This window comes from Sorangium sp. So ce1335 (assembly GCF_051521615.1).
GTDB lineage: Bacteria > Myxococcota_A > Polyangia > Polyangiales > Polyangiaceae > Sorangium.
The window spans coordinates 5140923-5153745 of record NZ_CP150363.1 but is presented as its reverse complement, the minus strand read 5'-3'; the positions used below and the strand labels follow the sequence as shown (position 1 = coordinate 5153745).

At 73.6% G+C, this 12823-nt stretch carries 7 protein-coding genes; 3 read left to right on the top strand and 4 right to left on the bottom strand.

Annotated features, from left to right (window positions below):
- Positions 1-75: 75 nt before the first annotated feature.
- Together WMF24_RS18915 and WMF24_RS18910 are read right to left on the bottom strand one after the other, a co-directional pair.
- Positions 76-1104 carry a tetratricopeptide repeat protein gene (locus WMF24_RS18915; RefSeq protein ID WP_437737824.1) on the bottom strand — a complete coding sequence of 343 codons (1029 nt, stop codon included), beginning with the start codon at positions 1102-1104 and terminating at the stop codon, positions 76-78.
- A 194-nt stretch (positions 1105-1298) separates the two neighbouring features.
- Complete coding sequence (locus WMF24_RS18910) at positions 1299-3215, bottom strand: L,D-transpeptidase (RefSeq protein ID WP_437737823.1); 1917 nt, start codon at positions 3213-3215, stop codon at positions 1299-1301.
- 334 nt (positions 3216-3549) lie between these two features.
- Between WMF24_RS18910 and WMF24_RS18905 the strand changes: the two genes are divergently transcribed.
- The 3 genes from WMF24_RS18905 (at position 3550) to WMF24_RS18895 (ending at position 6635) form a co-directional block, all read left to right on the top strand.
- Positions 3550-4842 (top strand): hypothetical protein, encoded by a 1293-nt coding sequence (locus tag WMF24_RS18905; RefSeq protein ID WP_437737822.1) that lies wholly within the window; start codon positions 3550-3552, stop codon positions 4840-4842.
- Positions 4843-5073: 231 nt separating this feature from the next.
- Positions 5074-6315, top strand: coding sequence for a hypothetical protein (locus WMF24_RS18900; RefSeq protein WP_437737821.1), 1242 nt, complete (start codon positions 5074-5076; stop codon positions 6313-6315).
- Between the two features lie 65 nt (positions 6316-6380).
- Positions 6381-6635: a hypothetical protein gene (locus WMF24_RS18895; RefSeq protein WP_437737820.1), complete on the top strand. Its 255-nt coding sequence runs from the start codon at positions 6381-6383 to the stop codon at positions 6633-6635.
- 92 nt (positions 6636-6727) lie between these two features.
- Here the strand turns inward: WMF24_RS18895 and WMF24_RS18890 are convergent, their stop codons facing one another.
- Positions 6728-8443, bottom strand: a complete 1716-nt coding sequence (locus WMF24_RS18890; RefSeq protein ID WP_437737819.1) for a hypothetical protein — start codon at positions 8441-8443, stop codon at positions 6728-6730.
- 184 nt (positions 8444-8627) lie between these two features.
- On the bottom strand, positions 8628-12803 hold the full coding sequence (locus tag WMF24_RS18885) for a hypothetical protein (protein WP_437737818.1): 4176 nt from the start codon (positions 12801-12803) through the stop codon (positions 8628-8630).
- Positions 12804-12823: the final 20 nt, after the last annotated feature.

Here is a 12823-nt window from a genome sequence, read left to right as displayed (position 1 = left end):
GCGCCCGAAGTCCGCCCCGGCCCGCGCATGCACGCGCCGCCCGACGCTGCGGGGGCCCGCGACCGTCAGCTCACGTCAGTTCAGCTCTTTCTCGGTCCGCTCGTTCTGCTCGGCCTCGAGGAACGTCGCGGTGATCTCGCGCTCGAGGGCGAGGTTGATCTCGCGGTCGAGCGCCTCGATGCTGCCAGCGAGCCGCGCGACGTTGAGGGCGTAAACGAAGACCCGCGCGCAGGGGTGGACCTCCGCGCTGCCGCGGAGCCCTCCCCGATCGCGCTCGTCGGCGTTGAGGCCGTCCAGGAGCACGAGCGCGCGGGGATCGACCCCCTCGGCCACGAGCTCCATCCCGGGCACGTCGGAGATGTAGAGCTCCGCCCCCTCGACGTAGCGCCGGAGCACAGGGTTCAGCGCGGCGATGGTCTTCTGGGCCAGCGTCATGAAGCCGTCGCGGCTCGGCGCCCACGGCGGCATGCCGAGCTCGACGTCGAGCTCGCGCGAGCGAAGGAAGGCCTGCGTCGCGCCGCGGACGTCGCCCCGCTCGTCGCGGATGAGCCCGAGGTAATAGTGGGCCTCGGCGTGGCGCGGGTCCTTGAGCGCCGCCTCCTCGATCAGCGTCGCGGCCTTGTCGGCCTGGCCGATCTCGTAGAAGGCGCGGCCCACGAGGAAGGTGTGGTTCGGGTTGTCGTACGGGCCCTCGGGGATCCGGGCGGCCACCTGCGCGGCCTCGTCGAGATCGCCCTTGCCGAGCAGCGCGTCAAACTTGAGGAGGAGCGCGTCGATGATCTCCTCGTCGACCTCGGCCAGATCGAGCGCCTGGTCGCACATCTCGATCGCCTGGTCGAAATCGCCGAGCGGGTGGATGTACACCTCGGCGGCGTTGAGCATCGCCTCCAGGTAGGTGTCGTCGAGGGCGATCGCCTGGCGGTACGCCTCGATGGCCTCCTCGCCCTCGCCCTCGAGGGCGGCGACGAAGCCAAGCAGGTTGTGGGCTTCCGGCGAGTTCGGATCGAGCTCGAGCGCCCGCCGGGCTGACGCCTCCGCTCCGCGCGTATCCCCGCGCTGGACAAGATCCCACCCGCGATCAAGGTGCGCCGAGAACTGGTCCATGGCGGCTCCACAAGTGTGCGAAGGGGGCCCCCGAGTCAAGAGGGAGCCCTGTCAAAGCAACCGTTCGAGCTGTTCCGGGCACGGCCTGCCGGGATTTCCATCGCCGGGCGCGGCGCTCCATCAGGGCAGGACCGTACGCGGCCGCCTGCGTGGAGCCCCGGAGCGCGCGGGCGAGGGGAGGGGGCGGCCGCCGCTCACTCGTGGATGGAGATGAGCGTGCCGCGGTTCTCCGGCGTGGCCCAGACCCCGTGCCAGCCGCGGGGCAGCCTGGGCTCGCTCCAGAAGAAGACCTTCTTCGCGTCGAGCGGCGAGAGGTTCACGCAGCCGTGGCTCATCTCCCGGCCGAAGTTGGAGTGCCAGAAGGCGCCGTGCAGCGCGTACGATCCGTCGTAGTACGCGACGAACGGCACGTCCTCGATGCTGTACGGCAGGTCACCCGCGACCGTCCCGTCGCCGTCCATCGTCGTCGCGATGTGCTTCTCGCGGATGCGGAACACGCCGGTGAGCGTCGGGTGGTCCTTCTTCTTGTCCTTCGAGCGCCTCCCCGGGGAGATGAGCGCCGCGAACACCGGCCTGTCGCCCTCGATCGCGACGAGCGTCTTGCGCGTCACGTTCACGTCGATCCACTTCTCGCCCGGCGCGAGGTCCGGGGGCGGGCTGCCGATGTCGGTGTACGTGCCGTCGGCGCCCTTCATCCACCAGCCCTCGGTCGTCTTCCGGTAGACGGTCGACCTGTGCTTGTGCACCTCGCCCGTGAGGCCGAACGCCGCGAAGCGCTCGAGCTTGCCGGCCACGGACACGGACTTCATCTCGGCGTCGAACTCGTACTTGCTCGACGTCTTCGAGAGGATGAAGCCGACCGCCTTCGCGCCCTCGGGGAAGTCGATGCCCTGCGAGGTCGGCGGCTTGATGATGTACATGCGGTCGCTCGGCGCGACGAGACCCGCGGTCGTCTTGTACCAGGTGCGGCTGTTCCAGCCGAAGGTCCTGTCGACCGCGACGAAGAAGCCCTTCACCATCCGCTTCGCGACCGTCCCGTCGGCGTCCTTGTCGAGATCGGCGAGCGTGACGTTGATCGGCTTGCCCTTCTCGTCGACGTTCTCCCACCAGGGCTTCTCGGGCTCCTCCTCGACCGGCGCCGGGTCGATGCCGAGCGACGCGGCCGCGGCGACCGCGGCCGCCTTGTCCTCGGCCGCGGACGCCTCCGTGGCGACGGCGGTCACGGCGGGGGCCCCCTCGGCGCCCGCCGCAGGGCGCGCGGCGGCCGCGGCGGCCACCTCGCGCTCGGTCTCCTCGTAAAGCTCCTCGGCGCGCTTCCGCTCCTCTTCCTTCTTCTTGCGCTTCGACGACTCGAGGTACGGCTCGTAGCGCGCCATCTCGTCCTTCGAGGGGACGGAGCGGTAGAGCGGCGTGCCGTGCGTCGTGTTGAACGCGTACTTGTACGGCAGCACCTCGTCGAGGTTCGGCGGCGTGATGCCGAGGCGGACGTGGGGGTTCTTCATGTCGGTCGTCGCCGACCTCCCGCAGACGTAGCCGCCGTCGAGGAGGCGGTACCACCCCTTGGCGCAGCTCCCGCCCATGATCGGCTTCGGATCGACAGGCACCTTGCCGCCGAGCCGGATGTAGCCGAGCCGCTGCTTCGAGAACTCCATCGTCGGGTAGACCGGCGCCTGCGGCACGATGGAGCCGAGCAGCGGCCCCGTGTACGGCTTGTCGGGCTCGGGCTCGGGCGGGGCCGCGGACGGCTCGGCGCTCGCGATCGCCTTGGGCGCCTCGGCGGACATCGCGCGCGCGGACGCGGAGGACGTCGGCGCAGGGCGCGGAAGGGAGGTGGTCCGGTCGTGCGACGGGTGGCCCTCGGTCGAGGGGCCGGGGGGCGCCTCGCCCTGGCAGCCGCTCGCCCACGCCGCGGTGCCCGCGAACGCCGCCGCGGCGACGAACCCGAGCGCGCTGGAGACGAGCGACGCGCGCGCTGTGCCCGCGCCCGGAGCGCGGCCGGGGTCCGGCGCAGGTTGCGGCTTCCGCGCGTCGCGGGTGCGGACGTTGCCGCTGCCCTGCGGTCGTGCGAGGTCGTTCTGCCCGCGGGGGCGGGGCGCCTGAGAGCGGTTCATCGCATCCACAGCGTTGGGGGAGGACCGGTCCTCCCGATCCTCGCGGTCTGATGAACGACCCGTCGGGTCGGGTCGGCTCGGCGGTCTTAGTACCTGGTCGCTCACGTGTCGATCCACTTCTCTGCGGAGCGCGACCCCGCGACCTCGCGAGGGCGGACGCTGCGGCAGGCGACGTCGCAGCGGAGCGAAGGACATGCCACGGAGCCGCGGCGCCTGCGCCCGCGGGCGCGGATGCCGTTCGGGTGGCTGCTGCTAGGGTACCGCCGTGGCGGAACGGACCCCGGGGCGTGGCTCGAACAACACGACGACGGCCCGGCGCGCAGGCCGGGGAGCGATGATCCTCCCGCTCGTGCGGGCCGCCTCGAAGCGCGCGCTGGCGACCGCGGCGGCCGTCGCGTTGCTCCTGCACCTGCCGCTCCTGCCGACCCCGCTGTTCTCGTGGCTCGAGGCGATGTTCGCGCTCCAGGGCGAGCTGACCGACTACGACGCGGGCGAGACGATCGTCCCGATCGACCTCGACCTGCTCGCCGACGACCCGAGCGCCGTCGCGGCGGCGCCGTCCGCGACCGGCGGCGAGGGGACGCCCTCCGGGCCGGGCGCCGCCGCGCCCGCGGCCCCGCCGCCGACGCCGCCGCCCCCCGCGGCGTCCGCGAGCGGCGCGCCTGCGGCGCCGGACGCGGGCGCGCCCGAGCCGCCGCGCCGCAGGCCGCCGGGGGACGCGGGCCCGGACGCGGCGGGCGACGGGGGCGAGGGCAGCGACTCCCCGAACCTGCGCACCCCGCTCAGCGCCGCGGGCGCGCCGGGCAAGCTCGCGTCGAAGGACCCGAACGTCCAGGTGCTCATCGCGGGCGACCGGCTGCGCACCCACGAGCTCGGCGCGTGGTTCGGCCGGATCCTGACGACCATCCCCGAGTGGCAGTCGTTCTTCAGCGACACCGGCGTCGACCCGATCCGGGACATCGACCACCTCCTCATCGCCGGGCCGCAGCTCCGCGACTCCAGCAAGGTCGTCGCCGTCATGGACTACCGCGCGCCCGAGGAGGCCATGCGCGCGGCCGTCAACGTGATCGTGGAGCGCTCGAACGGGTCGTGGATCGACGACGCCCCCGTCCCCGCCGCCCGCGCCACCGCCGAGCGCGCCGAGCGCATCTTCGCGATGGTCCCGGACCGGCGGCTGCTCGTGGTCCTTCCTGCTGAAGAAGAGGATCAACTATCCAAGTTGAAGTCGATGAAAGGCTTCAACAAATCGTCGGCGGCGGGCATCGTCATCTCGATGCTGACGCCCGCGAACGCCTTCCGCGGGGTCCAGGCGCTCCCGCGCAGCCTCGCGTGGATGCGGCTCACCGTGACGCCGACGAAGGACGGGGGCGCCGACCTCGCGCTCACGGCGGGCGACGAATCCCCAGAAAAAGCGCTGGAGCACGCGCAGGAGCTCACGAGGACCTTGAACGCGATCCGCACCATCAACCTGGGGATCACGCGCATCGACGTGGTGGACGAGGTCACCTTCAACACCGACGGGAAGGTCATCTGGTCGAAGCTCCACATCACGAACCGGCAGCTCAAGCTGATCATGGGCTTCGTGGAGCAGGCGCTGCGGGACCAGGCCGCCGCTCGGAAGAGGTAGAAAGAGGCAGAAGGTCCAAGCGAGCGGGAGCAGGCGGGGGCGAGCAGAAGAAGGAGAGCGCGGGCGACGGCGGCCGGGAATGGCGGCCTGGGGCACGGCGCCGGCCGCGCGGGGGGCCGCCGGGGCCGCGCGTGGGGGCCGCCGGGGCCGCTCGGAACACTAGCCAAAGGGGCGGCGTTCAGTTAATCCGACCAGCCCGCGCCGATGACGCCCGATCACTCTCCGCACGCCGTGCTCGATGAGCTTGCCGGACACCCTCACGGGGACGCCCTCGCGCGGGTCGTGCACACCGCGGCGTTCGCCGCCGCGGACGAGCGGCGGACGACCCTGGAGGGCGGCCTCGCGGAGCTCGTCGACAGGGCGGGCCTGTCGGCCGCCGACGCGGAGACCCGGTTCGGCAACGTGATCCGGGCGCTCGAGCGCGGCACCAGCGAGGGCGCGGGGAGCGCGACCCGGGTGCTGCTCGCCACGCTGCTCGCGCGCGGGGTCGCGCTCTCGCCGCCCGAGGGGGCGGAGGCCGAGGGGCGCGTCGCCGAGGCGCTCGTGTGGCTGGCGACGTACACGTCGGTCGACGCGCTGGCCGCGCTGGACGCGGCGCTCGGCGAGCGCGCCGCGGGGCTCTGGCGCGCGGTCGCCGCCCTGGTGCGGCGCGCCGACCAGGGCGCCCTGCCGCAGCTCGGGCGCGCGGGCGCGATCATCGCCGCGGCGGGGCTGCGCGGGAGCGCCTCGCCGGCCGCGCGCGCCGAGGCCGCGGCGCTCGTCGACGAGGTGCGCGATCCCATCGTGCGCTCGCTGCTGCGCGACGCGCTGTCGCCCGGCCGGCGGCCGAGCCGCGCGCCGGGCGCGCCGGCCGGGGACGGCGCGGGCGCGGACGAAGGCTGGGCGGGCGGCGCACCGGACGCCGACGGCGGGGCGCCGGCGCGGCTCGCGGGCGAGCTCTCGCCGCCGCCGCGCGGGCCGGTCGCGCTCGTGCTGCTGGCGGCGACGGGGATCTTGCTGGTCATGCACGCGGGCCGGCTCGCCGGGAGGTTTCTGCTGCGGTATCGCCGGCCCGCCGCGATCGAGGTCGGCCCGAGGGGCGTGACCGTCCGGAGCCGGACCGAGCTGCTCGGCCGGTCGTTGCGGGAGCAGGAGACGTACATCCCGGTCGAGTCGCTGCTCCGGGCGACGCGCGAGGTGCGCTACCCGCGGCTCGGCCTCTACGCCGGGATCGTCGCGCTCGGGCTGGGGACGTACCTCGGCGTGTCGCTGCTCGTCGACGGCGCGCGGGCGGGCTCGCCGGAGCTGCTCGGCATGGGCGCGCTCGTCTTCGCGTTCGGGGCGGCGCTCGACTTCGGGCTGTCGCACCTGGAGACGGCGACCCGCGGCCGCTGCCGCGTGGTGCTCGTGCCGCGGAAAGGCCCGGCCGTCGCGCTGGCGGGGCTCGAGCGCGCGGCCGCGGACCTCGCGCTGGGCAAGCTGCCGCGCGCCTGAAACTTGGCCGGACCGCGCTGCCTCCGCTAGCCCGATCGGGCGAGGGAAACGAGAGGAGCGAGGTGATGGCGATGCGCTCGAAGGCCGAGGCGATGGCGGGGCTCAGGCGGATGCTGCACGACTTGCTGATCGCGCGCGAGGGCGGGGAGAGCGCTCCCCGCCTGGCGCGCGCGCAGGGCACGGTGGACGGCGCGATGCGCGCGCTGCTCGACAGCGGGCAGGCGACACTTCAGGAGCTGCTCGAGCTCGTGGCCGCCGAGCGCGCTCGCGTGAGCGGCCCGGCGACCGCGGAGATCGGCGCGGCGTCCCTGAGCGCCTGACGCGCTGCTCACGCGGGCCGCCGCGTTGCTCACGCGGGCCGCCGCGTTGCTCACGCGGGCCGCCGCGTTGCTCACGCGGGCCGCCGCGCTGCTCACTGCTGCGGGCAGGCCAGGTTTGCGACGAAGTCCCAGCACGGGCCGCTCACGCCCGGCGCGCCGTTGCTCGTCTCGGGGCCCCCGCGGCCGGCGACGCCGCCGGCGCCCGCCGTGCCTTCCGTCACGCTCAGCGCCGGCGCCAGGCTCGGCGCGGCCGCGTAGGCGATGCCCACCGCGTGGCCGCCTCGGCCGCCGCCGCCGGGGCCACCGTCGCCGCCCGCCCCGCCCATGCCTCCTGCGCACCCCTGGATCGAGCCGGACACCGCGACGCGTGCCCCGCCGTTGGCTCCCATGCCGCCCAGGCCACCAGGGCTTCCGTCGCCGCCCACGCCCCCGTTGCCCGCTTTGCCGACGGTGACGGTGACGTCGGTCAGCGCCAGCTTGGTCCCGAGGCTGAGGATCCCGATGCTCGACCCGCCGGCCCTGCCGCCGGTCCCTGCCTTCCCGCCGCAGCCGCCGGCCCCGCCCCCGCCGCCGCTGGCGCCCACGCCGTCGACGTAGGTGCCCCCTCCCGCCGCACAGAACTGTCCTGCTCTGGCGGCACCGCCGCCGCCGCCGCCCTGACCCCGCGCCCCGCCGGTGCCGCGCTTGCCGTCGCCGCCGGTGGGGCCCGCCAGCGTCAGCGCGGTGTCGCTGCCGGGGTCGCCGGGGATGCCGCGTTCACCGAGCGCGCCGTCCTTCCCGCGCGCGCAGTTGGCCTGCGCGATCGACTGCCCGGCACCGCCGAGGCCGCTCCCGTCGGGGTTCTCTGCCGGGAGCGGCGTGCCGTCCTGGCCCTTTTGCCCGTTGCCGTCATCCGTATCGGGCTTGCCGCCGAGCCCTCCGACGCCGCCGCTCGTGTCGCCATCCTCGCACGTCGTCACGCCCGGCAGACCGCCGTAGACCGTTCCGACGCACGCGTTCGAGACGTCGTTCGGCGCGCTCGCCCCGTCCTGCGCCGCCGTCGGCGTCTCTCCCGGCGCGCCGTTCATCCCGTCGCCCGCGATCACGTCGACGCGCACGAGCTCCGCCTCGATGTCGTCGACCGCCACGCCGATCGACGACTCGCCCGGCTCCGTCGCGTCGGCCGCGACGATCGTGAAACTCCGCAGCGTCACGCCGCTCGCGCCTTTCGCCAGCGTGAGCGCCGGCTTGTTCGCGTCGCCCTCGATCGTGCTCCGCGCCTCGGCGCTCCACGTCCAGCCCGCGTCGCAGTCGAAGCCGCCGATCACCTCGGCCGCCGCGCCGACCGTCACGCTCCCCGCGAACGCGCCGCTCGAGCACGCCAGCACCCGCTTGCCCTTCGCCTTCTCGATCGCGTCCGCGAGCGACGCGTACGGCCTCGCCTTCGTCCCGTCACCCCCGGCCGCGGCGCCCGCGCGCGCGAACACCGCGCACTGGTCCCTCACCGTGGTCGGATCCTGCGTCGGATCCGCGTCGCAGGTGGGGTCGGGTTGCTGGTCGGTGCCACCCCCGCCGGTCCCATCGGGGGGGGGGCAGTACCTGGCGTCGTCCTCGCACCGCTCGGAGTAGGACAGCGGCCAGCATCCGGCGAGGTGGAGCGCCGCGACGGCCGACGCGGCGGGGACCACGCACGAGGTGAACAGGATGCCCATCCTCCGTCGATGCCCGACGCGCCGCGCCGGCGCGCCGCCCTCGTCCGGCGCTCCGCCGGCGCGGGGAGGGGATGCGTTGCCCACGGCCTTGCTGCTCGTTCGTCCCGTCGATTTCATAGCCCAAGCCTTTCCTGTGACGCTTCGCTCCACCTGCAGACCGCTGCAGAAGGCGGGCGCGCGGGGCGCGCCGCCCCGAGCATAGTCAGCCGATCGATCGCCTGATCAAGGGCGATCGATCGGCCGCACGGTTCGGGCAGGGCTCCGCGCGCGGGATCCCGCTTCAGTCGCGCCTGTCCGCGGCTCAGGGGGCGACGAACGCCACGTCGCCCTTCGTCGTCTGCCCGCCGACGCGCCACCAGTTCGCGATGAGCAGCCGCCCGTCCACCTCGACGATCCGCGAGAAGGCGCCCGCGAACCCTTCCTGCTCGATCGCCTGCACGAACCAGCTGTGGCCGTCGCCGCTCTTCGTCCCGATCGCGAGCCGCAGCGTCCCGCTCGTCGCGTCCTGGTAGCTGATGCGCACCTCCCCCGACGCCGTCACGAACAGGTTCGCGTCGTCGCCGACGAGGTGCTGCCCGTCCTCGAACGGGACCGCCTCGATCCCGAGCCCATCGTCCGCCACCTCGGGCGGCTCGACGTCGGTGCCGCCCTTCACCCGCGCGTACCGCAGCCCCTCCGAGCGGCCGTCGGCGTACGCGAGGTGCCAGTCCCCCGCGCGGTCGATGAACAGCGACGTCCCCATGCCGACGTCGCCCGTGTCGGTCGCCCCGTCCGGGGTCGCCCCGTCCACGATCCGGGTCTGCCATTCCCCCATCGCCCTCGACGCGATCACCACGTTGCCGTGGATGCGATCGTAGAACGCGAGGCCGAACCCGCCTGCGGCGTCCGGCGCCATCGCGATGTAGTCGCCGATCGCCTCCGGGTACGTGTCGGTCCGGCCCCCGTCGGAGACCACGGCGCACACCGGCGAGCCGCCCTCGTCGATGCACGCCTGCCCGGAGGCGCACGCCGGCTCGCAGTCGGCGCCCGGGAGGGGCGCCTCGCAACGCCCGGTGGTCCGGATGCACTTCGTCCCCCCGCCGCAGAGGAACTCGCGGCACGGCGTCGCCTCGTCCGTCGCGACGTCCTCGAACCGCCACGCGCCCTCCTGCGGCGTGGCGCTCTCTCCGGTCGCGAGGCGCACGCTCGACGTGACCGCGCCGCCCTCGCCCGGCTCCATCGCGAGGTAGGCGATGACGGGCAGCCCCTTCACGAAGAGGAGCTTCGCGTAGCGCCCGATGTCGCTGTCCGGCGCCTGCTGCACCGAGCTCACGACCCACGCGTCTCCCTGCTTCTGCGCGAACTTGAGCCCGCGGTTCGTGCGGTCGTAGTACGCGACGGCCGGCTCGCCGTCCGGACCGACGGCGATGGAGGTCCACAGGCCGACATCGTCGCCGGGGTCGACCTGACCCCCGCGGAACCCGTTCACGTCGAACCGCTTCGGGTCGACCTCGGGCTCCGCGGGCACCCCGTCGATCGCCTCCCACGCGACCGCCTCGCCGTCCCACGTGCCGACGACGAGGTCGCCCCACTGGAAGGCGTTGTGCCAGTCGGCCTCCGCGTAGCCCGCGACCCAGACCGTGCGCTTGTCGGGGGCGACGGCGACCGAGGTGTAGGCCCCGATGAGGCCGTGCTGCAGCGTCATGCAGTCGGGCGCGACGCACTCCTCCTTCTCCACGGTGGGCTCGTCGCTGCACGAGCAGCCGGCGTGGGAGCCGAGGAGCGCGGTCACGGCGACGCCGGCCAGCGCGCCCCGCAGGCTGCGCGTGCCGCGCGCGCGCCGGTCCGCGTCGCGCGTGCTCGACCCGCTCCCGTCAGCATCGCGCGCGCTCCCCGCTCGCGCCGCGCCGCCGCGCCGCGCGAGCCGCACGGCCGCCGCGAGGGCCGCGAGGCCGAGCCAGAGGCCGCCCGACGGGCCGGCGCTGGGCCCGCCGGCCACCACGCAGCCGCAGCTCGCCGGATCGACCGGCACGCGGCCGCGGAGGATCGGCTGCCGCGCCGTGCCGAGGTTGCCCTCCTCGTCCACGGCCTCGACCTCGATGTCGGCGGCGTCGCCGACGTGGACCGACCGCATCTCCGCCGCCGTCGCCCACGGCGACCACGCCCCGCCGTCGAGCCTCACGCGCACCTTCGCGCGCTCCGCGTCCGAGACCATGTCGCGCACCTCGAGCGGCACGTGGCCGTCCACCGCCGCGCCCACCGAGATGACCGGCGGGTCGACGTCGACGACCATCTCCACGGTCGCCGGCGTGGGATCGAGCGACATCGGGTCGCCCGCGATGCGCGATCGCACCGAGATCACATGCCGCCCCGGGAGCCGCAGCCAGTCGTCGCGCAGGTCGACGATGCGCTCGCGCGTGAACGGGCGCCACGCGCCGCTGTCGATCCGGTACGAGTACTCGACGACCTGGGTGCCGTCGTCGAGCGGCGAGCTCATCACCAGCCGGGCGGTGGGCCCGTTGTCGCGGGTCATCGTCGGCAGGCGGAGCCCCTCGGCCCGCACCTCCTTGCGGCTCAGCTCGGCCTCCGTCTCGCTCTGCATGACGCGCTGCTGCGCCGGCAAGCCGAACGCCGCGAAGATGCCCAGGTAATTGTCTTGCCCCTTCGTGAGCTTCCGCAGGCCGGGGGATCCGGCGCCGTCGGTCGACTCGGGGAGCACCAGCGAGAGCCCGAGCCCGGAGAGCGGCCCGTTGAGGTCGATTGTCGGCAGGCCGCCGCCGATGAGCTGGCCAACCTGGCTGCCGAGGAGCCCGCCCAGCGCGTCCGCGATCGACTCGGGATCTTCCCGGAGCAGCCCGTTGTTCGTCACCTTGCCGTTCGCGACCGTCAGCGCCTCGATCACCGGCGTGAGCCCCTCGGGGGTGACCGCCAGGTTCATCGGCACATCGACGTCGTACGTCGCCGTCATGAACCGGATGAACCGGTCGAGCGACCACATGTAAAAATCGAAGCTCGCCCGCTCGAGCTGGATGCGGATCAGCGGGTCGTCGCTGGCGTTCGTGCCATTCCCGAACGTCACCCTGGGCGGCGTCTGCGGGCGGACGACGAGCGCGACCTGCTGCGATTCGCGCTGCAGCCCGAGGTCCTTTGCCGACGACGCCAGGAGCCCCAGCGTGCCGGAGTTGAGGAGAGGCACCGTCTCCGTGGAGATCCCGAGGCAGAGGAATCCACTGTTGTATAGACCGTTCAAGGCATAATTCGCGAATCGCTCGGAGATCGCGAGACCGAGGTGCGGGCCGGGAAGGTCGGCTGGCCACCCGGAGACGGTGTTGGCGACGAGCTCATCAGGAATCGGGATCCCCGCCGGCAACGGCATGTCCGACAGCGACACACACTTCGAGATCGGCAGCGGCTCGGCGCCGCCGTAGAGGCCGAGGGTGACCCCGTTGCCCACGGGGTTGAGGTCGCCCCAGGTGAGATCGGAGCCGTCGTCGCGCTCGCTCGTGCCACCGCCGGCGAGCAGGAGGTCGAACCCGCCCTGCGTGCCGGGGGAGATCCCGGCGAGCAGCCGGCCCATGTCGAGGTGGCCCTCGACGCCGAGCAGGATCGACGCGCACTCGTCGGTCGCCCTCGTGCCGTAACGGCAGACGCCGCCGATGTCGTTCGTGCCGTCGGGACAGGCCGGATCCAGCGTCGGATCCGCCTTCAGACAGAGCTGCTGATCGAGCTGGGCCTTCAGCGTGTCGGACATCGAGCCCATGAAGCTCGTGAGGATCGGCTTCACGAAGTCCAGGGCATCGCCGACCCACGTGCCCCCGCAGTCGAGGTGCAGGCTCGACTCGAGCTGATCCTCGTCGATCGAGAGCCGGACGACCTTGACGCGCGAGTAGCCCTGCCGCGAGTGCTGCGGGTTGACGTCGATCTCGACCGAGAGATCGACCTCGACATCGATGTTCGTGAAGGTCTGCTCTGCGGGCGGGCACGCGTCGTTGCCGTTGAGGGTGACGTACTGGGTGCTCTCGCCCAGGATGCCGCCGTCCAGGAAGATGGGCAGGCTCTGCATCCGCACCGGCAGGGGCCCCCGAATGACGAGGTTGTGCGGCGCCCTGGGCTGGATCTGCAGCGCCGCGCGCCCCACGTCGATCTCGGCCGTGCACGTCGGGGGCGTGGCCGCCGCATCGGCCCCGCCGGGACAGAGCGTGTAATCGATGATCCCGCCGAGGACGGAGCCCGGGGTCCTCGGGATCGAGAACGTGATCACGCCGCTCTCCCCGCCGCCGAGCAGCGCGCGCCCGAGGACACCCAGGTTCTGCTCGAGGAACTCGATGCCCGACTGCGTGAGCCGGGCCGCGCCGGCGTTCTCGATGCGGTCCGCGGGCTTGAAGCCGGCGGGGAGGGGGGTCATTCCGCAGCCGGCGCACCCGCCGCCCGAAGCGGCGCATCCGGCGATGACAAGCAGGACAAGGATGGAGGTGAAATGCTTGATGACGCGGGGCATAAGGAACCCTCCGAAGAGCA